At 71.1% G+C, this 20,930-nt stretch carries 17 protein-coding genes; 11 read left to right on the forward strand and 6 right to left on the reverse strand.

Going from position 1 to position 20,930, the window contains the following annotated elements:
• Positions 1-70: 70 nt before the first annotated feature.
• Both AB6A69_RS03050 and AB6A69_RS03055 read left to right on the forward strand, forming a co-directional pair.
• The gene (locus AB6A69_RS03050; protein ID WP_371037210.1) at positions 71-952 is read left to right on the forward strand and encodes a LysR family transcriptional regulator; all 882 of its coding nucleotides are present in this window, start codon (positions 71-73) and stop codon (positions 950-952) included.
• Positions 949-1,857 carry a DMT family transporter gene (locus tag AB6A69_RS03055; RefSeq protein ID WP_371059644.1) on the forward strand — a complete coding sequence of 303 codons (909 nt, stop codon included), beginning with the start codon at positions 949-951 and terminating at the stop codon, positions 1,855-1,857. Before AB6A69_RS03050 ends, AB6A69_RS03055 begins: the two co-directional genes overlap by 4 nt.
• On the opposite strand, the gene AB6A69_RS03060 is transcribed toward AB6A69_RS03055, so the two are convergent.
• On the reverse strand, positions 1,848-2,198 hold the full coding sequence (locus AB6A69_RS03060) for an ArsR/SmtB family transcription factor (protein ID WP_371059645.1): 351 nt from the start codon (positions 2,196-2,198) through the stop codon (positions 1,848-1,850). The two genes, AB6A69_RS03055 and AB6A69_RS03060, sit on opposite strands and share 10 nt — an antisense overlap.
• 206 nt (positions 2,199-2,404) lie before the next feature.
• On the opposite strand from AB6A69_RS03060, the gene AB6A69_RS03065 reads away from it, so the two are divergent.
• The 5 genes from AB6A69_RS03065 to AB6A69_RS03085 all read left to right on the forward strand — a co-directional run bounded on the left by AB6A69_RS03065 (position 2,405) and on the right by AB6A69_RS03085 (position 5,014).
• Entirely contained in the window at positions 2,405-2,737 is a 333-nt protein-coding gene (locus AB6A69_RS03065; protein ID WP_371059646.1) for an AtpZ/AtpI family protein, read from the forward strand.
• Between the two features lie 50 nt (positions 2,738-2,787).
• Positions 2,788-3,495 (forward strand): F0F1 ATP synthase subunit A, encoded by a 708-nt coding sequence (locus AB6A69_RS03070; protein ID WP_371060034.1) that lies wholly within the window; start codon positions 2,788-2,790, stop codon positions 3,493-3,495.
• A 79-nt stretch (positions 3,496-3,574) separates the two neighbouring features.
• Positions 3,575-3,811 (forward strand): F0F1 ATP synthase subunit C, encoded by a 237-nt coding sequence (locus tag AB6A69_RS03075; RefSeq protein ID WP_371037206.1) that lies wholly within the window; start codon positions 3,575-3,577, stop codon positions 3,809-3,811.
• Between the two features lie 85 nt (positions 3,812-3,896).
• On the forward strand, positions 3,897-4,451 hold the full coding sequence (locus tag AB6A69_RS03080) for a F0F1 ATP synthase subunit B' (protein ID WP_371037205.1): 555 nt from the start codon (positions 3,897-3,899) through the stop codon (positions 4,449-4,451).
• A 2-nt stretch (positions 4,452-4,453) separates the two neighbouring features.
• Positions 4,454-5,014: a F0F1 ATP synthase subunit B gene (locus AB6A69_RS03085; RefSeq protein WP_371059647.1), complete on the forward strand. Its 561-nt coding sequence runs from the start codon at positions 4,454-4,456 to the stop codon at positions 5,012-5,014.
• A 448-nt stretch (positions 5,015-5,462) separates the two neighbouring features.
• Here the strand turns inward: AB6A69_RS03085 and AB6A69_RS03090 are convergent, their stop codons facing one another.
• Complete coding sequence (locus AB6A69_RS03090; RefSeq protein ID WP_371059648.1) at positions 5,463-6,674, reverse strand: hypothetical protein; 1,212 nt, start codon at positions 6,672-6,674, stop codon at positions 5,463-5,465.
• 125 nt (positions 6,675-6,799) lie between these two features.
• Between AB6A69_RS03090 and AB6A69_RS03095 the strand changes: the two genes are divergently transcribed.
• A complete protein-coding gene (locus AB6A69_RS03095; RefSeq protein ID WP_371059649.1) occupies positions 6,800-7,096 on the forward strand; it encodes a hypothetical protein in 297 nt (98 codons plus the stop codon).
• On the opposite strand, the gene AB6A69_RS03100 is transcribed toward AB6A69_RS03095, so the two are convergent.
• Positions 7,093-7,548 (reverse strand): GNAT family N-acetyltransferase, encoded by a 456-nt coding sequence (locus tag AB6A69_RS03100; protein WP_371056334.1) that lies wholly within the window; start codon positions 7,546-7,548, stop codon positions 7,093-7,095. The genes AB6A69_RS03095 and AB6A69_RS03100 overlap by 4 nt on opposite strands.
• 202 nt (positions 7,549-7,750) lie before the next feature.
• On the opposite strand from AB6A69_RS03100, the gene smc reads away from it, so the two are divergent.
• Both smc and AB6A69_RS03110 read left to right on the forward strand, forming a co-directional pair.
• Positions 7,751-11,203, forward strand: a complete 3,453-nt coding sequence (gene smc, locus AB6A69_RS03105; RefSeq protein ID WP_371059650.1) for a chromosome segregation protein SMC — start codon at positions 7,751-7,753, stop codon at positions 11,201-11,203.
• Positions 11,204-11,345: 142 nt separating this feature from the next.
• On the forward strand, positions 11,346-12,755 hold the full coding sequence (locus AB6A69_RS03110; RefSeq protein WP_371059651.1) for an FAD-binding oxidoreductase: 1,410 nt from the start codon (positions 11,346-11,348) through the stop codon (positions 12,753-12,755).
• Between the two features lie 18 nt (positions 12,756-12,773).
• Here AB6A69_RS03110 and hemC read toward each other — a convergent pair whose 3' ends face one another.
• On the reverse strand, positions 12,774-13,724 hold the full coding sequence (gene hemC / locus AB6A69_RS03115) for a hydroxymethylbilane synthase (RefSeq protein WP_371056331.1): 951 nt from the start codon (positions 13,722-13,724) through the stop codon (positions 12,774-12,776).
• Positions 13,725-13,829: 105 nt separating this feature from the next.
• On the opposite strand from hemC, the gene hemE reads away from it, so the two are divergent.
• Positions 13,830-14,864 (forward strand): uroporphyrinogen decarboxylase, encoded by a 1,035-nt coding sequence (gene hemE, locus AB6A69_RS03120; protein WP_371059652.1) that lies wholly within the window; start codon positions 13,830-13,832, stop codon positions 14,862-14,864.
• 10 nt (positions 14,865-14,874) lie between these two features.
• Here the strand turns inward: hemE and AB6A69_RS03125 are convergent, their stop codons facing one another.
• Both AB6A69_RS03125 and AB6A69_RS03130 read right to left on the reverse strand, forming a co-directional pair.
• A complete protein-coding gene (locus AB6A69_RS03125) occupies positions 14,875-19,014 on the reverse strand; it encodes a translocation/assembly module TamB domain-containing protein (protein WP_371059654.1) in 4,140 nt (1,379 codons plus the stop codon).
• On the reverse strand, positions 19,011-20,825 hold the full coding sequence (locus AB6A69_RS03130; protein ID WP_371059655.1) for an autotransporter assembly complex family protein: 1,815 nt from the start codon (positions 20,823-20,825) through the stop codon (positions 19,011-19,013). The genes AB6A69_RS03125 and AB6A69_RS03130 overlap by 4 nt, the downstream gene beginning before the upstream one ends.
• Positions 20,826-20,930 lie beyond the last annotated feature (105 nt).

A 20,930-nucleotide genomic window follows, 5' to 3' on the forward strand; every position in this document is an offset into this window, starting at 1 on the left:
TGCGCCGCCGAACGCAACCTGCCCAGTGTTGGCGCCGTGTGCGATGCCGCACGGTCGCCGGGGGAGTGTCATGGAGAGCTGGGACGAGATCCGCACCGCCTATCACGTCGCGCAACGCGGCACGGTGAGCGGCGCGGCCGAGGCGCTGGGCGTCCATCACGCCACGGTCATCCGGCATGTCGACGCGCTGGAGGCGCGGCTAGGCGTGAAGCTGTTCCAGCGCCATGCCCGCGGCTACACGCCCACCGAGGCGGGCGAGGACCTGCTGCGCGTGGCCCAGGCCACGGACGAGCAGTTCGGCCAGCTTCTCGGGCGCATGAAGGGGCGCGGCGCGGACGTGTCGGGCGAACTCGTGCTGACCTCCATCGTGGGGTTGTCGCCGCTCCTCGCGCCCGTCCTGCGCGACTTCCAGGACCGTTATCCGGCGGTCACCCTGCGCTATCTGACCAGCGAGAGGATCTTCCGGCTGGAATACGGCGAGGCGCATGTCGCGGTGCGCGCGGGCCCCGCCCCGGAGGAGCCCGACAACGTCGTCCAGCCCTTCCTGCGCCAGCGCATGGGGCTTTACGCCGCGCCCGCCTACGTCGCCGCTCGCGGCGTGCCCGCAAGCCTCTCGGCGCTCGACGGGCACCGGTTCGTCGGCCATGACGGCGAGATGCCCCGCGCCCCGTTCGATCGCTGGCTGCAGGCCGAGATCCCGCGCGGGCAGGTCGCCTTCCGAAGCCCCGACCCCCGGGCGCTGGAGGCCGCCGTGCTCGCCGGGGCGGGCATCGGGTTCCTGCCGCCCTGGACGGTGGCGGCGCATCCCGAGCTGACCGAGGTCGCGCCCCCGCGCGAGGCGTGGACCGCGCCGCTCTGGCTCGTCACCCATGTGGACCTGCATCGCAGCAGCAAGGTCCAGGCGCTGCTCAGCGCGCTCAAGGCGTATGCCAAGGGGCTCGAGGACGCATGACGGAGGCGGCGCGCGGACACTTCGCCATGCTGCTTTTCTCGGGACTCGTCGCGGGCTCCTTCTCGCTCGGGGGGCTCGTCGCGAACGAGATCGCGCCCGCCGCGATCACCGCGGTGCGCTTCGCGCTCGCCGCGCTCGTCATGGGCGCGGTCGTCTGGCTGGGCGGCCGGGCGGAGCGACGGGCGCTCGCCGCGCCCTGGCGCTATCTCGTGCTGGGCGCGCTCTTCGCGACCTATTTCGTGCTCATGTTCGAGGGGCTGAAGACCGCGCCGCCGGTCAGTGCCGCGGCGGTCTTCACGCTGACCCCACTGATGGCGGCGGGGCTGGGCTGGGTGATCCTGCGCCAGGTGACGACGCCGCGCATGGCGCTTGCGCTCGCCATCGGTGCGGCGGGGGCGCTGTGGGTGATCTTTCGCGCGGACTGGCAGACCTTCCTGGGTTTCGACGTGGGGCGGGGCGAGATCATCTATTTCTGGGGCTGCTTCGCCCATGCGGCCTACACGCCGATGCTGCGGCGGCTGAACCGCGGGGAATCCCCCACCGTGTTCACCCTGGGCGTGCTGGTGGCCGGCACGGTCGTTCTGGGGCTGTGGGGCTGGCCCGAGATACGGGCCACGGGCTGGGCGGCGCTGCCTGCGATCGTCTGGGTGACGATCCTCTACCTCGCGATCTTCGCGTCGGCGGCGACCTTCGTCCTGCTGCAATACGCCACGCTCCGGCTGCCCTCGGCGAAGGTCATGGCCTACACCTATCTCACGCCGTCCTGGGTGCTCGTGTGGGAGCTTGCGCTGGGCAATGGCGCGCCCCGCCCGCTCGTGCTGGCGGGGCTCGGGCTTACCGTGGCGGCGCTCCTGCTGCTTCTCAAGGACGAGGAGGCGCCGCGCCGGGTGGCGGGTCAGTCGTGATGGTCGGGGCAAGCCCCCCGGCCGCCCAGCTCCTGCCGGAGAAATCGCTCGAAGGCGTCGAGGTTGACGGGCTCGAACTGGCCGAAGCCCTGCATCCATACGCTCGCGTCGCGAAGCGCGTCGGGCTCCAGCTTGCACCATTTGACCCGTCCGCGCCGCTCCTGGCTGATGAGACCGGCGCGGCTGAGGATCGCGAGGTGCTTCGAGATGGCGGCCAGCGACATCTCGAAGGGTTCGGCCACATCGGTCACCGCCATGTCATCCTCGAGCAGCATGGCGAGGATCGCCCGCCGCGTGGGATCGGCGAGCGCGGCGAAGACGGCATCGAGTTTGTCGATCATCCTGCCTCTTCGCCCGTCGCGCCCGGAAACTCAACCGTTCAGTTGAACGAGAGTCCTGGCCCGTCCGCGCGCCGCCTGACCTTGTCCGGTGTTGCGAGGCCCTAAATTCCTTGATGAATTACAGCTACTTGACCGTCGCACGGCCGTGCTTGACTCGCGCCGTGCTGCAGCGTAGCACCCTACGCGACGATCCGCGGGGAGCCTTGGTGCCTGACGCCGACCACAAGCGCCAACTCGAGCAGCTTGAAAAGCGGCTGGCCGCCCTGAAGGCGGCGCAGGAGCCCAAGCCCCGCGCGGACGAGCATTATTCGCAGGCGCAGCTCGCGTGGCGGATGGTGATCGAGCTGGTGGCGGGCCTCGGGATCGGGTTCGGCATCGGGTACGGGCTGGACAGCCTCTTCGGCACCCTGCCCGTGCTGCTGGTGACGTTTACGTTGCTGGGCTTCGCGGCGGGCATCAAGACGATGCTGAGAAGCGCGCGGGAAGTCCAGAAGGACGCGGAAACCCGCGCTGGCGGGCACGAGGACGGGAGAGACTAGGCGTGGCGACGGATGCGGCAGGCGAAGGCGGCGGGCTGGCGTTCAACCCGATGGACCAGTTCCTGGTGAAGCCCCTGTTCGGGGACGGGCCGGTGCACTGGTACACCATCACCAACGTGACGCTCTGGATGGCGCTCGCGGTGGTCGGGGTGACCGCGCTTCTCGTGATCGGCACATCGCGCCGCGCGATCATCCCCTCGCGCAGCCAGTCCGTGGCGGAACTCGCCTACGGGTTCGTCTACAAGATGGTCGAGGACGTGGCCGGGAAGGACGGTCTCAAGTACTTCCCGTACATCATGACGCTGTTCATGTTCATCGTCTTCGCCAATTTCCTCGGCCTGATCCCGATGTCCTTCACGACGACGAGCCACATCGCGGTGACCGCCGTGCTCGCCATGGCCGTCTTCCTGACCGTGACGGCGATCGGCTTCATCAAGAACGGCACGAAGTTCCTCGGGCTTTTCTGGGTGCAGGAGGCACCGCTGCCGCTGCGGCCGGTTCTCGCGATCATCGAGCTCATCTCGTATTTCGTGCGCCCGGTGAGCCACTCCATCCGTCTTGCCGGCAACATGATGGCGGGCCACGCGGTTCTGAAGGTGTTCGCGGGCTTCAGCCAGGTCGCGGCGATCGCGCCGATCTCGATCTTGGCCGTGACGGCCATCTACGGCCTCGAAGTGCTGGTGTCGTTCATCCAGGCCTACGTCTTCACGATCCTCACCTGTGTCTATCTGAAGGATGCGCTGCATCCGAGCCACTGAGACATCCGGGCCGGGCGAAAGCCCGGGCCGAACCGCACACCCCTTAATCAGCCATCTTCCAACCGTAAGGAGAAACGACATGGAAGGCGATATCGCAAACATGGGTCAGTTCATCGGCGCAGGCCTCGCCGCCATCGGGTCGGGTGCGGCCGCGATCGGTGTGGGCCACGTGGCCGGCAACTTCCTTTCGGGTGCGCTGCGCAACCCGTCGGCAGCGGCAAGCCAGACCGCCACGCTCTTCATCGGCATCGCCTTCGCCGAAGCGCTGGGGATCTTCTCGTTCCTCGTCGCGCTTCTGCTGATGTTCGCCGTCTGATCCGGGGAACGATCCTTACGGAGGGGGCGTCGGCCGGCCTGATGCCGGCCGCGCCCCCAAGGATTTGACACCGACGGAGGGCCGAATGGCGACCGATACCGAAGGCGCAGCCGCGCAAGGCATGGACGGCGGGGCGGAGGCCGGCGCGACCGGGCTTCCGCAGCTCGACTTCTCGACCTTCCCCAACCAGATCTTCTGGCTGGTCGTCACGCTGCTCGCCATCTACTACATCCTGACGCGGATCGCGCTGCCGCGCATTGCGTCGGTTCTCGCCGAGCGTTCGGGCAGCATCACCAACGACCTTGCTGCCGCCGAGGACCTCAAGGCCAAGGCCGCCGAGGCCGAGAAGGCCTACGAGAAGGCGCTCGCGGACGCACGGGCCGAGGCACAGAAGATCATCGGCGAGGCGAAGGCAGAGATCCAGGCCGACGTTGATGCCGCGACACGTCGCGCCGACGCCGAGATCGCGGAAAAGACCGCGGAGTCGGAGAAGGCCATCGCCGAAATCCGCGAGAACGCGGCCCAGAGCGTTCAGGACGTCGCGCGCGACACCGTGGGCGCGGTGCTCTCCGCGGTCGGGGCGGACGCCGACGACGCCGAAATCGAGAAGGCCCTCGCGGCCCGGGCAAAGGGGGCATGACCATGCGGAAGTTCACCGTTCTCGCCGTCACGCTGGCTGCCGCCAGCCCGGCCCACGCCGCGAAGGGTCCGTTCTTCTCGCTCGCGAACACTGACTTTGTCGTCCTGATCTCGTTCATCGTGTTCATCGGCGTGCTCGTCTACTTCAATGTGCCGACGCTGCTGAGCGGGATGCTCGACAAGCGCGCCGAGGGCATCAAGAGCGAGCTTGACGAGGCCCGGTCGATCCGGGAGGAAGCGCAGAAGCTTCTGGCCTCCTACGAGCGCAAGCAGCGCGAGGTCGCGGAGCAATCCGATCGCATTGTCGCGCATGCGCGCGAAGAGGCCGAGCTGGCCGCGGAGCAGGCGAAGAAGGATCTCGAGACCTCGATCGCCCGCCGCTTGAAGACGGCCGAGGAGCAGATCGCCCAGGCCGAGGCGCGCGCCGTGCGCGACGTGCGCGACCGCGCCGCGGAGATGGCTGTCGCGGTGGCGCGGGACGTGATCGCGGGGCGCATGACCGCCGCGCGCGGCAACGAGCTGATCGACGCCTCAATCGAGGAAGTTGGCCAGAAGCTTCACTGACCCTTTCGGCACGGCCCGGAAAGACCTGCATGTGACGGCCCCGGTCCAGCTGGGGCCGTTCGCGTTTTCGCCAGCAAGTTATGGTTCGGCGACCCGTGGAGATGCAAGTTCAACGCGTCGCCGCGCACGCTCCGCATGACATGTGCGGCAGACTCTCGTCGCGCGACCGCGCACTCCCACCGCGGCGGGGGGCTGGGTCAAGGATGACGGGATGGCCTTCCGATGCGGAGGCGGCGCAGGTGCCATGCGCGCTGCTGCTTGCCACCGCCGCGCCTGGGTTCGCGGTTCCAGCCGCCGGATGCTTGTCGCACCCTCGACCATGGCGTGGGGCCAGTCTCTGACCGGGGCTTCGGGCCAAGGCGGCTTCTGGACGATCGCCGCTTCGGGGCAGCGACGGCTAAAAGGGCGCGCCGTCCGGGCGCGCCCTTCCAGTTGGTGGATACGGCGGTCATTCGGCCGGGACGGCGGCCCGTGCGGCGGGGGTGAAATGCTGCCGGTTGAGCCGGAGCACGAGCGCGATCGCCACCACCTGCGCGACGAGTGCCACGGCCGTCAACGCCCAGTACCCGGCAGAGAACTGCGTGACGACGCCGGCGCCGACCAGGCCCTTGTTGATGAAGAACTGCCCCATCACGGAAAGCGCCACCGCCGGACAGACCAGCGCGTAGGAACCGGGCGAGGTCCTAGGCCCGATCACGAAGTCCGCAAAGTAGCCCTGGCGCAGCAGCACGACCAGTCCGAGCGCGAAGAACACGATCTGGACCGTCAGGAGACGTGCGAGGAACACCAACGTCTCGCCCGGGTTCTCCTCGGCTCCGAAGGCGGTATGCAGCCCGTGCTCCTGGCGCAGGAAGAGAATGCCGAGGACCGTCATGATCGGCACCACCACCATGAGCGTCGGGCCGGCCTCCTTCGCGGTGCCATGCTGCAACATCGAGTTGAAGGCGATGATCGCGGCGATCGCGGCGTAAAGCGCCGCGGTCACGCCGAAGAAAGTGGACAGCACGAGGCTCGTGCCGACCGTGAGGGTCGTGCCGCTCATCGCCGCCGGGGCGGCGAACCCCACCCCCACCATGGAGAGCGCGAAGGCGGGCAGAAGCTGCGCGAACGAGTTGTTGGCCGTCACGTCGAAGACGCCGCCCTCGCTGAGGACGCGGCCGAGAAAATCGCCGATCTGGCGGAACGCCAGCACCCCCACCAGCAGGAAGGCGACCATCGCCGCGGGAAAGAGATACTCCACCACGGTCCAGAGCCCCGGAACGAAGACGAGGCCGAGGATGAACCCCACATTGATGCTCATGGCGAGGGCGAGCGGCATCGTCAGCAGCGTCGTCTCGGCATTCGTGGCACGCAGACGCCTGTAGTCCTCGGTCTGCCGGAAAGCGGCGAAGGCCCGCAGGTTCCAGACGAGCGACTTCAGGTTCAGGAAGGCGAAGGCCCCGATGCCCGACAGCGCGGCGACGATGGCGGTCTGCATGGCAAGGCCACCGTTCGCGAAGGCCGTGGCGATGTCGCCGAAGACGGGAACGGGCTGTCCCGGATGGGGCACCCAGAACATCAGGAACATGAAGAAGGTGACGGTAATGCCCCCCGCGCCCAGCGAGGCGAGGAAATAGAGCGGAGAGTAGTTGTCCGCAGGTCTTGCGACGTGATCCGGCATTGGTGAACTCCCATACGTATTCCAGAACTGGAATATAATATGCATCCGGATTTCGGAATGTAAATGGTCGCGTCGACCCCTTGGCGGTAACGCCGCGTTAACCATTTGTCGCTCTGATCGCGCCGATGCTGATAAGATCGATTTCCTGCGCGGCCCTTTGCCTCGCCGCCGCCTGCGACACGCCGGGGCGGGGCTTCATGGGACAGCCCGCGGAACGCGTGGCGGCCGGCGGGCATGTCTTCGACGTGCGCGTGCGCGGCGACCGGGCGGAAGCGATTCGCCTCAACGCCGCCGTCTTCCCGAGCTATGGCGAGGTCGGGCCCGCCGCGGCGCTTGCGATTCGCCGTGCGACCGGCTGCGAACCGCAGGCGCTGACCGGCGATCCGTCCGTCGTCCACGCCACGCTGGCGTGCCCCGGCTAGGTCAGCGGCTTTTCCATGAAGACGCTGCTGCCGTTCGCCGCGTAGTCGCCGAACGGCTCGCACCGGACGAAGCCCGCGCTTTCGTAAAGCGCCATGGCCTCGGTCAGCGCATCGCCGGTCTCCAGCCGCAGGCACGGCATGTCGAGGTGGCGCGCCTCGAGCTCCAGCCGGTCGAGCAGGCGGCGCGCGACGCCCTGGCGGCGCACGAAGGGTGCGGTGAACATCGCTTTCACTTCGCCGTAGCCTTGACGTTGCGCAAGCGCGGCACATCCAAGCGTCGTATCCCACTCGCGCGCGACGAAAAATCGAATGTCCGGCCCGCGCAGTTCCTCGACGCCCAAGTGATGATTGTGCTCCGCCGGGAAGAGACGCGCCATGAGCGCATGACCCTCTTCGATAAGGGACCGCACCTCTGGCGTCCGCGGGTCGCCGGGTTCCACGATGACGGTCATGGCTTCTCCCTCGCTTGGCCGGAGGCGCCAGTTTGCTCAGATGGCGCGGACGGTCAAGCGGCTGCATGAGTTGGGCGGGCCGCTTCAACATCTTGTGGAAATCTCGGGCTTACATCCCCAGATGCGGGGTCCTGCATTGACAGGGCCGCCCGACGCCCCGCAGAATGACGCTACGCGCTGAATCACCGGAGGCTCCCCGCCATTGCGCTTCAACCGCCTCAGACTGTCCGGCTTCAAGAGTTTCGTGGATCCCACGGAACTCGTCATCGCCGAGGGGCTCACGGGCGTCGTCGGCCCCAACGGCTGCGGCAAGTCCAATCTGCTGGAAGCGCTGCGCTGGGTGATGGGCGAGAACCGGCCGACCGCCATGCGCGGGGGCGGCATGGAAGACGTGATCTTCGCCGGCACCGCCTCGCGCACGCCGCGCAACTTCGCCGAGGTCAGCCTGCAACTCGACAATTCGGAACGTCTGGCGCCGGCGGGCTTCAACGACAGCGACCTGCTCGAGATCACCCGCCGCATCACGCGCGACGTGGGCTCCGCCTACAAGGCCAACGCGCGCGAGGTGCGCGCGCGCGACGTGCAGATGCTCTTCGCCGATGCCTCCACCGGCGCGCACTCGCCCGCGCTGGTCCGGCAGGGCCAGATCTCGGAACTGATCAACGCCAAGCCGCAGAACCGGCGGCGCGTTCTCGAGGAGGCGGCCGGCATTTCCGGCCTCTACCAGCGGCGCCACGAGGCGGAACTGAAGCTGCGCGCGACCGAGGCGAACCTCGCGCGCGTCGACGACGTGGTGGAGCAGCTGGCGGGGCAGCTTTCCCAGCTCGCCCGGCAGGCGAAACAGGCGGCGCGGTACCGGGCGCTCGGCGCCGAGCTCCGGCAGGCCGAGGGGCTGCTGCTCTACCGGCGCTGGCGTGACGCGGATGAGGCACGCAAGGCCACGGCCGAGGCGCTGCGCACGCGCGTGGCCGAGGCCGCCCGCGCCGAGGCCGGGGCGCGCCAGGCCGCCGCCGCGCGAGAGGCGGCCGACGCGGCGTTGCCGCCGCTGCGCGAGGAAGAGGCGATCGCGGCCGCCGTGCTGCAACGCCTTGTCGTCGAGCGTGACCAGATCGCCGAGGAAGAACGCCGCGCGCGCGCCGCTGTCGAAACGCTCACCGCGCGGATCGCGCAGCTTGCCCGCGACATCGACCGCGAGGCGGGGCTCAACCGCGATGCGGGCGAGACCATCGCCCAGCTTGAATGGGAAGCCTCCGAGCTCGCCCGCGCCGGGGAAGGGCATGAAACCCGGCTGGAAGAGGCCGCGGCCGCGGCGTCGGCGGCGGCGGAGGCGCTGCGCGACCGCGAGGCGGCGCTCGAGGATCTGTCCGAGGCCGTGGCGCGGCTTTCGGCCCGCCATCACTCGGCCACCCGGGCCGTGGAGGACGCGCGCAAGACCGCCGAACGCAGCGAGGCGGCCGCGGCTTCCGCCGCCGAGGAAGCCGCGCTGCACGAGGACAGGCTGGCGCGCGCGGCGCGTGGCCTCGAGACGGCCGAGGCCGAGGCGCGGGCGGCGACCGCCGCGGCGGAGCGTGCCGAGACGGCGCTGGCCCGCGCGGACGAGGCGCGCGCCGAGGCCGCGTCGAAGGAGGCCGATGCCCGCGCCGAGCGCAGCGCCGCGGAGGGCGAGGTGGCCGCACTCGAGGCGGAGATCACGGCGCTAGCCCGGCTGGTGGCGCGCGACACCGCGGAAGGCGGCCAGATCCTCGACCGGCTCCAGGTGGAGCAGGGCTTCGAGCGCGCGCTCGGGGCCGCGCTCGCCGACGATCTTCGCGCCGCTGAAGTGCAGGATGGCGGCTCCGGCTGGGTCGCGATGCCGCCCTACGACGCGGCGCAGCCGCTGCCCGACGGCGTGACGCCCCTCAGCCACCATGTCTCGGTGCCTGACGTGCTTTCGCGCCGCATGGCGCAGATCGGCCTCGCCACGCCGGAGGACGCCGAGCGGCTTCAGCCGCTGCTGCGGCCGGGCCAGCGTCTCGTCAGCCCCGAGGGCGATCTGTGGCGCTGGGACGGCTTCCGCGCCCGCGCCGAGGATGCCCCTACCGCCGCCGCGCTGCGTCTTCAGCAGCTCAACCGGCTGGAGGAACTCAAGCAGGACAAGGCGCGCGCCGACGCCCGCGCGGATGGCACCCAGCTCGCCCATGAGCGCCTGACGGCGCAACTGAAGGAACTGACCGCCGCCGACCGGGCTGCGCGGGACGCGCGCCGCGCCGCCGACGCGGCCGCGGCCGAGGCGGCCCGCGCCATGAGCCGCGCGGAGGCCGAGCGGAACCTTTCCGAGGGCAAGCTCGAAAGCCTGACGATGGCCGCCGAGCGCCACGCGGAGGAGGCCGAGAGCGCGCGCGCCCGCCTTGCCGAGGCCGAGACCGCGCTCGCCGAGCTCGAGGATCTCGACGCGGCCCGCGCCCGGGCCGAGGCCGCCAAGCAGGACGTGGAGGACGCGCGCCGCGCGAGCCTCGCCGCACGGGGCGCACACGACCAGCTCAAGCGCGAGGGTGAGGCGCGCACCGCCCGCGCGCAGACCGTGCGCAAGGACCTTTCCGGCTGGCGCCACCGGCTCGAGACCGCGGAAGCGCGCAGCGCCGAACTGACCGAGCGCCGGGCCGAGGCGGAAGCCGAGCTTGCCGGCGCGCGCGACCGCCCCGCCGCCGTGGCGGCCCGGCGCGAGGAACTGGCCCGGTCCATCACCGAGGCCGAGGCGCGGCGCACGGCGGCCGCCGATGCGCTTTCGGCCGCCGAAGGCCGCCTGCGCGAGGCGGTGCAGGCCGAACGCGAGGCCGAGCGCCTCGCCGGCGCCGCGCGGGAGGCGCGCGCCTCCGCCGAGGCCCGCGCGGAGGCGGCCGCCGAAACCGTGACCGCCGCTGCCGAACGGATCGCCGAGGAGCAGGAGACGACGCCGGGCGCGCTTCTCGAAAGCCTTGGCGCGGACCCCGACGCCATGCCCGCCGCCGATGCGCTGGAGACGGAGATCGGGCGGCTCAAACGCCAGCGCGACGCGCTGGGTGCGGTAAACCTGCGCGCCGAGGAGGACGCGCGCGAGGTGCAGGCCGAGCATGACGATCTCGTGCGCGAGAAGGCCGATCTGGAAGAGGCGGTTCGCGCGCTGCGCAACGGGATCGCGAGCCTGAACCGCGAGGGGCGCGAGCGGCTGCTCACGGCCTTCGAACAGGTGAACGCCAACTTCACGCTGCTTTTCACCCATCTCTTCGGCGGCGGCGAGGCACGGCTCGTCATGGTCGAATCCGACGACCCGCTCGATGCCGGGCTCGAGATCATGTGCCAGCCGCCGGGCAAGAAGCTGTCCACCCTCTCGCTGCTCTCGGGCGGCGAGCAGACCCTGACCGCGCTCGCGCTCATCTTCGCGGTCTTCCTCGCCAATCCCGCTCCGATCTGCGTGCTCGACGAGGTCGACGCGCCGCTCGACGACGCCAACGTGACGCGGTTCTGCGATCTGCTGGACGAGATGGTGCGCCGGACCGAGACGCGGTTTCTCATCATCACCCACCACGCGGTGACCATGGCGCGGATGGACCGGCTTTTCGGGGTGACGATGGTGGAACAGGGCGTGAGCCAACTCGTCAGCGTGGACCTGCGCCGCGCCGAGAAGCTCGTGGCCTGAGCGGCGCCGTCCGCGGGCGCGCGCGCAGGAACCGCCCGGCGCGTGCCACAGGGGACGGGGTGCGCATCCCTCTCCGTTCCCCGAGGGCCCGGCGCTTGCACCGCGGGCGGCCGCGCGCGAGAAGGGCCGCAAGGGGGACGCCATGACCATCCTGTCGGAACTCAAGGCGATCGTGGGCGACGGCCATGTGCTGACGGGCGACGACGCGCGGCCTTTCGCGCAGGATTGGACCGGGCGTTACCGGTCTGCCCCGCTGGCGGTGGCGCGGCCGGGATCGACGGCCCAGGTCGCGGCGATCCTGCGGCTCGCCACCCGCAACCGCACGCCGGTCGTGCCGGTCTCGGGCAACACCGGGCTCGCGGGCGGCACGGGGGGCGCCGACGGCGCGATCCTGCTCTCGCTCGCCCGGATGAACCGCATCCGGGAGATCAATCCGCGGGCGCGGGTCGCCGTGGTCGAGGCGGGCGTGGTGATCGAGACGCTTCAGCGCGCGGCCGAGGACGAGGATCTCGTCTTTCCGCTGAGCTTCGGGGCGCGCGGTTCTGCCATGCTGGGCGGCGCGCTCTCCACGAACGCCGGCGGAGCCAACGTGCTGCGCTACGGCAACGCGCGCGATCTCTGTCTCGGTCTCGAGGCGGTGCTGCCGACCGGAGAGGTGGTGGACCTGATGCGCGCGCTGCGGAAGGACAATTCGGGCTACGACCTGCGCCACCTGATGATCGGCGCCGAGGGCACGCTGGGCGTCATCACGGCGGCGGTGGTGCGGCTTTTCCCCGCGCCGCGCGCGCGGGCGACGGCGATGGTGGCGCTGCCCGCCCTCGACGGCGCGCTTGCGCTGCTCAACCGGCTTCAGGACGAGACGGGCGGCGCGGTCGAGGCCTTCGAATACATGCCGCGCCGCTACCTCGAGGAATATCTTGCCCGGACGCCCGGCGCGCGTCCGCCCTTCGACGACGCGCACCCGGTGAACGTTCTGGTGGAGCTGGCCGCCACCGCGCCGCGAGACGCCGTTCCGGGGCCGGACGGCGCGGTTCCGGTCGCCGCGCAGCTGGAAACGGTGCTGGCCCGCGGCCTCGAGGCCGGAGACGTGGCCGACGCGGTGGTGGCGCGCTCGGAGGCCGAGCGGGCCGAGATGTGGGCACGCCGGGAGGCCGCGGCCGAGGTCTGTCTGGCCGAGGGCCGTGTCGTCAACAACGATATCGCCGTGCCGCTCGACCGGGTCGCGGCGTTCCTCGACCGGGCCGGCGCGCGGGTGGCCGCGCTCGATCCCGCCGCCGTGCCCCTTGTCGTGGGCCATCTCGGCGACGGGAACCTGCATTACGCGGTGCGGCTGGGCAACGACGATGCGGAGCTTGCCGACGCGGTGATGGACGCGGTGGAGGACGTGGTTCTGGCCCTCGGCGGCAGCTTTTCCGCCGAGCACGGGATCGGCATGACTAAGCGGCCTTCCATGGCGCGGCGGAAGGACCGCGGCGCGCTCCACGCGATGCGCGCGATCAAGGCCGCGCTCGACCCGGCGGGGGTCATGAATCCCGGAAAACTGCTGCCCTGAGCGCCCCGGGGCGCGCCGTCAGGCGGTGCGCCAGTCGAAGAAGCCCGGACCCGCCTGGCCAAGCAGTTTCGCGCCCATCTCCTCGCCAAGCGCGGCGCCGTCCTCGACAGGGGCGCTGGCCTCGTCCGAAAGGCATTCCGAGCCATCGGGGCGTAGGATCTCGCCGCGCAGCCGGAGCGTGCCGCCGTCGAGTTCGGCAAGGCCGGCGATCGGCGTCTCGCAGGAGCCGTCGAGCCGGGCCAGGAACGCGCGTTCCGCGGCGAGGCGCTTGGCGGTCTCGACATCGTGGATCGCTTCGAGCATGGCGGCGGCGCGGCCGTCGTCGGCGCGCCGCTCGATCCCGATCGCGCCCTGCGCCACGGCGGGAAGCATGTCCTCGGGGGCGATCGGCCCGCGCGACACATGCGCCATGCCGAGACGGTTGAGCCCCGCCATCGCGAGGAAGGTGGCGGCGGCCACGCCGTCCTCGAGCTTCTTCAGCCGCGTCTGCACGTTGCCGCGGAACTCCACCACCCGAAGCTCGGGCCGGCGCCACAGAAGCTGCGCGCGGCGGCGCAGCGACGAGGTGCCCACGACCGTGCCGGCGGGAAGATCGGCGAGCGCCGCGTGGGCATGGCTCACGAAGGCGTCGCGCATGTCCTCGCGCGGCAGGTAGGTGTCGAGGGCGAGGCCCGCGGGCTGCGCCACCGGCATGTCCTTCATCGAATGCACCGCGAGGTCGATCTCGCCCGAAAGGAGCGCCTCCTCGATCTCGCGGGTGAACAGGCCCTTGCCGCCGATCTCCTTCAGCGGGCGGTCCAGGACGCGGTCGCCCGTCGTCTTGATCACGACGATCTCGAAGGCGTCCTCGGGCAGGTCGAAGGCGGCGGCGAGGCGGCCGCGGGTCTCGTGCGCCTGCGCGACGGCAAGCGGCGAGCCACGGGTGCCGATCTTCAGCGGTCGGGCGGGGGAGGGAAGGTCGATGCTCATGTCCTCCGTCTAAGTCTGTCAGGCGCGGCTGACAAGCGCCTGTCGGCTTGACAACCCCCTTCCCGGCGGGGAGGCATTGCGGGAACCATTGTCGAAAGGGTGGAAATGTCGGAGACCAAGACGATCCTGAAGTCGCTCGCCGGAGAGGCGCAGCCGGTGCCGCCGATCTGGATGATGCGGCAGGCGGGGCGCTACCTGCCCGAATACCGCGAAACGCGGGCCAAGGCGGGCGATTTCCTGTCGTTGTGCTACAACCCCGAGCTCGCGGCCGAGGTGACGCTGCAGCCGATCCGGCGCTACGGGTTCGACGCGTCGATCCTTTTCGCCGACATCCTGCTCTTGCCGCAGGCGCTGGGCGCCGATCTGTGGTTCGTGACCGGCGAGGGGCCGCGGCTTTCCACGCTGACCACCGAGGCGGAGTTCGACGCGCTCAAGCCGGCCGAGGCGGTGCACGAGACGCTGAACCCGGTCTACGAGACGGTGCGCATCCTGTCGCGCGAGCTGCCCGCCGACACCACGCTCATCGGTTTCGCCGGCGCGCCCTGGACCGTGGCGACCTACATGGTCGCCGGGCGCGGCACGCCGGACCAGGGCCCCGCCCACGCGCTCAAGAACGAGAACCCGGCGCTTTTCCGGCGGCTCATCGACCGGCTGACGGACGGGACCATCGAGTATCTCGCCGCGCAGGTCGAGGCCGGGGCCGAGGTGGTGAAGATCTTCGACAGCTGGGCGGGATCGCTTTCCGGCGAGGATTTCGACACCTACGCGCTGGAGCCCTGCCGCAAGATCACCGCGGCGCTCAAGGCGCGGTATCCGGGCCTGCCCGTGATCGGGTTCCCGCGCGGGGCGGGCGACCGCTACGTGGGCTTCGCGAAGGCGACCGGGGTGGATTGCGTGGCGCTTGACCAGGGCGTGGATCCCGACTGGGCCGCGCGCGAGGTGCAGCCGGAGGGGTGCGTGCAGGGCAACCTCGATCCGTCCCACCTCGTCACCGGCGGGGAGGCGCTGGAGCGCGAGACGCGCCGCATCGTCGAAGCGTTCCGCGGCGGGCCGCACATCTTCAACCTCGGCCACGGCATCACGCCGGACGCTGATCCCGAGAACGTGCACCGGATGATCGCCGCGGTGCGCGGCGCCTGACCGGAACGGGTCAGTAGTCGCGCTCGAAGAAGATGCCGAGGCTGGAACTGCCCTCGTTGTCCGCGCCGCCGCGGACAGTGAGGCTGCGGGTGATGTCGAGGTTGAGGTTGAGTTCCGTGGTGCCGTCGCTCTCCACCACCACGTCGGTGTAGATGTTCTCGCTGATATACTTGCCGGCGCGCACGGCGGTGGTGCCCTCGTCGGTCTGGCTGACGTCGAGATCGTCGAGGCCCGCGCCCTCGCGCAGCCCCGAGACGAGCCCCGGACCGCCGCCCGTCAGCTCCGAGACGGCGCTGGCCAGCTGGATCGCCTGGAACGGTGAAAGCTCGGAAAGGCTGCGCCCGAAAAGCAGCTTCGCCAGCACCTCGTCCTCCGGCAGGTCCGGGGTGGAGGTGAAGCGGAATTCGGGCTCCGACACCTCGCCCACGACCTCGATCGCGATCGCGAGGCCGTCGGCCTCGGTCTCCGCCACCAGCCGTACCCACGGGTCCAGCCCGCCCTGAAGCCGCACCTCGCCGTCCGTCAGCGCGAATCGCTGGCCGAGCAGGTCGAGCCGCCCGCGGATGAGGTCGAAACCGCCCTCGGGGATGAGGTTGTCCGAGGTGCCGAGCAGGCGCAGCTCGCCGCCGAACTCGGCGTCGAGGCCGCGGCCCCGGATGAAGATGCGCGCCGGCGAAGAAATGGTCAGGTCGAGCTCGAATGGCGCCGCGCGACGCCCGGCCGGCGCGTCCTGCCCGTTCCCGCCCGTCTCGAGCAGTCCCGCGTAGCTCAGCGTGCGGCGGACCGCGGGCGAGGGCGCGACATGCTCGATTGGGGGGATCTCGCCCAGCAGGGTCACGCCCGAGGAGGGCACGCGCAGCTCCGTGTCTGCGAGCGCGATCCGCCCGGCGATGCGCGCCCCGCCGGCAAGAGGGCCCGCGACGGTGATGCGGCCGTTGGCCCTTGTGCTGTAGAGCCCCGGATCGCGCAGCAGGGCCCGTTCCAGAGCGATGGCGAGATCCGCGGCGAAGGGCGGCGAAAGTGCGACCGGTCCCGAGACCGCGACGCGCCCCCCGGCGGCGGGCCGGGCGCGCGCCGCGATCTCGGCGCGTGCGTTCCGCAAGGTGATCGTCGTGTCGATATCCTCGATCACGCCGAGGGCGGAGGGATCGGTGAAACGCGCGCCGCTGGTCGAGACCGTGCCCGAAACCGCGTCGAGGCCAAGCGGGCCGGCGATGGCCAGGTCGAAGCGGGCGGTGCCCGAGATGCGCCGCGGCGCCAGCGCCGTGTTGGCCAGCGCCAGGGGCGCGCTGCCGCGGGCGGTCAGGTCGAGCCGCCCGCTGTCGGCCACCAGCCCGGCGACCGTGGCGGCGATCCCGCCGGGGCCGGTCGCGTCGGCCGCGACACGCCAGCCTGCCGCTTCCGCGCGCGCCGTGCCCTGCACCGTCGCCGGGCCGGGCAGGTCGGCCACGACGCGGCCCAGATCCGCGACGCGCAGCGAATAGCTCACCGCCTGCAGGTCGCCATCGGCCCGCGCCGTGAGGTTCGCCCCGTCGAAGGACAGGCGCGGAACCAGAAGCCGCCCGGCCGCGTTGCGCCGCGCCTCGAGCGCCAGCGTGCTGGAGCCTCCGATCAGCCCGTCGAGCGCCGCGTCGCCAAGCGAGAGGTTCGCGACGCGGCCGTCGGCGGTGACGTCGAAGGTGCCCTCTGCCGGGTCCGCGCTGCCGGCGAGCCGCAGATCGGCGGCGCCGCGGATCGGCCGGCCGAGAAGCCCCGAGAAGCGCGCGAGGCTCGCGGCGGACAGCTCGGCCTCGAACCGCGCGGCGAGGTCCCGGACCGGTGCCGCGACCTCGCCGGAGCCCGAAAGCCGCACCCCGCCCGCGTCGAGGCGCAGGCCCGAAAGGATCGCCGGCCCGTCGCGGGTGTAGTCGATGCGCCCCTCAAGCGCGACCTCGCGTCCAAGCGCCTGCGAAAGCGCGGCGTCGTCGGTCGAAAGGCCCGTCGCGGAGGCCGAGATGTCGGCGGTCACCCGGTCGGGCGCGCCGCCGCTTTCGGGTTGGGCGAAGGTGCCGCGCGCGTCGAGGCTCAGCGTTTCCGCCGACGCCCCGGCCGCGCTTGGCTCCACGAGTTCGGTGCGCAGGCTCCAGTCCTGGCCGGTCTCGGCGTTGAAGGTGGCCTGAAGTTCGGCGCCGCGGGTCACGAGCCGCTCCTCCCCGAGGGGCAGGATCGCCGGCCCGTTCTCCGCCGCGACCCGTCCCGACGCGGTGAGTCCCAGAAGGCGGGTCCCCGCGAGGGTCACGCTGCCCGTGATCCGCGCGTCGCCGCGCCCGTCGCCGGTCGGCGACAGCAGGCCCAGATCGGTGATCCGGCCGCTGTAGCCCAGCCGGCTCGTGCCGCTCGACACGGTTCCGTCGGCCGCGAGGACGAGGCCCCGCGACCTGACATTCAGGGTCCGGAGTTGCACGCCGGTCTCGTCGCGCAGCACGGCGATCTCCAGGTCGCTGCGCCCGGCCAGCAGACGTTTGCCCAGTGGATCGCCCGGATCGAGGTCGTCTCCGGTGCCGGTGACCTTGAGGTCGAAGGCGCCCGACAGCGGGGCCACGCGCCCGTCCAGCACGACCTCGGCGGCGCCGCCGAGCTCGGTCCCGGCGAGGCTGCCGAAGCGGCCCAGATCCCGGGCGCGAAGCCGCACGTCGAAATCGGATTCGAGCCCCGTCTCGAGCCCCGCGAAGCTTGCGCTGCCCACGACCCCGTAATCCTCTCCGGCGAGGTCGAAGGCGTCGAGCCGCAGCGGCTGGCCGGGGACGTAGTCGAGCGCGACGGTGCCGGACAGCGCGCGGCCGAGCGCCTCGGCCAGTGCCGCATCCGCGGGGTCGAGCCCCTCGGCGTCGAGTTGCATCTCGGCGGTCGCCCGGCCGGCGCCCCCCGGGGAGATGATGCCGCCGCCGCGCAGGCGCATCGCCTCCGCCTGAAGCTCCGGCGTGTCGAGGCCCAGAAGGCTTGCCGAGCCCGTCCACATCTCGCCCGCGGCTTCGTCGTAGTTGATCGCGACGATGGCGCGGCGCAGGCGCGTGTCGCCGCCCGCCACCGGCAGCGTCACCGGGCCATCGCCCTCGGGGTCGGCGATGCGGAGCGTGATCGCCATTAGGCGCGGCCAGCCCGACGCGTTCAGCGTGACATCCCCGTGCAGCCGAAGCGCGCGCGACGAAAGGGCGAGGTCGTTCACGCGGGTTTCCCCGCCCGTGGAGCGCGCGACCTCTGCCGAGAAACGGACCTCCCGGCCGAAGAAGCTGCCCAGTTCCGGCGCGAAAAGCGGCGTCACGTCGCCGCCCAGATCGGCAAGCACACGCCAGTCGGTGTCGTCGGTGTCCTCGGCGGCGCCCAGCAGCGTGACCGTGCCGGTCAGGCGCGGCGTGCCGTCGGTGGCCAGCGCGATCCGGGTGACGAGATCCCGCGTCGCGCCTTCGCCCTGCACGCGCATCTCGAGAGAAGGCGCGCCGGGCAGATCGAGCGCCTTCGCGGCAATGCCGCCGGGCCCTTCTTGCAGGATCAGGTCGATGCGCGCCGTCTCCTCGGCGGCGTCGTAATTCGCGGCGAAGCGGAACAGCCCCGCCGCGTCGTCCGTGCGCTGCGCGGCGAGGTCGATATCGGCCGAGCCGCCCCCCTCGGCCAACCGGGCGGAACCGGTGAGCGACAGCACCGCGGCCTGCCCCAGCACCGAACGCCCGAGATCAATCTCGGGGGCCGCGATCCGGCGGATATCCACGGAGACGGGAAGCTGCGGCAGGCTGAAGGGTTCGGCCTCCGGTTTCGGAAGCGCGGCCACGCCCTCGGGCGGCACGGGCGGGCGCGACAACTCGATCCTCTCGGCCGCGAACTCGTTGACCGAGATCCGTCCGCGCAGGACCTGCGCGCGGTTCCAGTCGAGCACGATGCCTTCCATCGAGAGCCAGACGCCCTCGTCGTCGGCGATCGTCAGCCGCTCGATGGTGGCCTTGCTCGACAAGGCGCCCCGGAAGCCCTGCACATCGACCGTCCGCCCGGCCCCGGAAAGCGAGTCCTGCAGGAACCGCGTGAGCACGCCCTTGTCGTCATCGCCGTCCTGGGCGGCTCCGGCCAGGGGAGAGAGCGCCGCCGTGCAGGCGACGAGAAGAACGCGCAGCAGTCTCAAAACGCCTGTCCGATCCCGATGTAGAAGAAGATGTCCTCGCCGGCCTTGGGTCCCGTGGTCGGCACCGCGAGATCCACCCGGATGGGGCCGATGCCGGTGTCGTAGCGCAACCCGATCCCGGCGCCGGCCTGGTTGGCGCTGCCGCCGTCCGGAAAGCTTTCGTCGCTGACATAGCCGAGATCGTAGAACCCCACCACGCCGAAGGCGCCGCGCAGCTTGGTGCGCACCTCCGCCGACAGCGCGAGGAACGAACGGCCGCCCACCTCCTCGCCGCCGGGCAGCGTGACGCCGAGCGACTGGTAATCCTGGCCGCGCACCGTTCCGCCGCCGCCGAGGTAGAACAGGTCCTCCGGCATCACCTCGGTGATGTCGGGCCCCATGACGGAGCCGAACTGAAGACGCCCGGCCAGCACCACCCGATCGTCCTCACCGAGCGCGCGATAGGCGCGGGCGTCGGCGGTCAGGCGCAGGCCCGATTCGGTGCCGTTCAGCCCGGCGAAGGGCATCGTCTCGACGTTCAGGTAATAGCCCCGCGCGGGATCCAGGAAGTCGTCGCGCCGGTCGAGCTTCGCCGTCACGGGCAGGATGATCTGCGAGAAGTCCCGCGATCCGAGATCGTCCCGCGTGGAGGCGTAGCGATAGCCAAGCGACGCCGACGCCTCGAACTCGTCGCCGAAGGTGTGGATCAGTCCCGCGAGGATCTGGCCCTTGTCGCTTTCGAAGAGCGGGTCGTCGATGACCTCGAACCCCGCGCCCGCGAAGAAGTCGGTGTCGCTGTCGATCACCGCGGGGCGGCGAAAGCGGAATTCGACGAGGTAGTCCTCCCCGTCATCCTTGGTCCCGGTGCCGATGCCCGAGATTTCCGCGCCGACGCGGAACCGCTCGGCGCCGCCCAGAAGGTTGCGGTGCAGCCAGTAGGCCGAGACGGTGCCGCCTTCCTCGCTGGACAGCTCGGCGCCGAACCCGAACCGGCGCGGCGGGTTTTCCTGAAGCTGCACGGTGACGTCCAGCGTGCCGTCGGGCGAGGGCGTGTCCGCCTCCGTGACGGCGACGGAGCTGAAGGTCCCGGTGCGGCGCAGCCGCGTCACCGCGCGGTCCAGATCCTCGGGGTCGAAGACCGAGCCCTCGGGCAGGCCCGCGATCTTGCGGATGCGCTTTGCCGAAACGGTCTCCGCCCCGGACACGAGAAGCTGCCCGAACCGCAGCCTCGGGCCCGGGGCAAGGCGAAGATCCGCGTTCAGCCGCCTTTCGGGCTGCATGGCGACGATCCGCTGCCCGGACAGTTCCGCCTTGGCGTGGCCGATGTCGCGCCACGCGGTGATCCCGTCGCGCGCGGATCTTCGCATGACCGAAAGGCGCGCGCGCTCGCCGGTGCGAAAGCTTTCCCGCGGCGAGACGCCGGGCGGCAGGGGGGCGATCTCGGCCCGTCCGAAGCGGAAACGCGGCCCCGGCGTCACCTCGACCTCAAGGGTGGCGATACGGGCGGGCGCCTCGAAGGGCGACAGCGTCGCCGCCTCGCGCCCGTCGATGCGGATGGAGACCTCCGGCCCGAAATACCCCTCCTCGTAGAGTGCCGACATGATGCGGCGGTAATCCGCCTGCGCTGCGGCGATGATGTCTTGCGGCGCGGCGTCCGGGTCCTCGGCGGCGGTCGCGGACAGCATCGCGCCGCGGATCGAGCCCCTCAGATCTTCGGCGTCGGGGGGCAGGGCCAGCCGGAAATCCAGCGCCTGCGCCGCGGACGCGAAGGCGAGAGCGGCCCCGAGGACGAGGACGCGCAATATCGTCAGGCGGATCAGGGGCAGAGCCATCGACTCTCCGGCGTTTGGGCGGCTCGCGGCAGTGTTGCCGCCGCGCCGGGGTTTCGCAAGGTCGCAGAAGGGACGAAGCCTGCCGCGCGTGGTCTCCGGCGCCCG

This window comes from Rhodosalinus sp. 5P4 (assembly GCF_041365695.1).
In the GTDB taxonomy this organism is placed as follows: domain Bacteria; phylum Pseudomonadota; class Alphaproteobacteria; order Rhodobacterales; family Rhodobacteraceae; genus Rhodosalinus.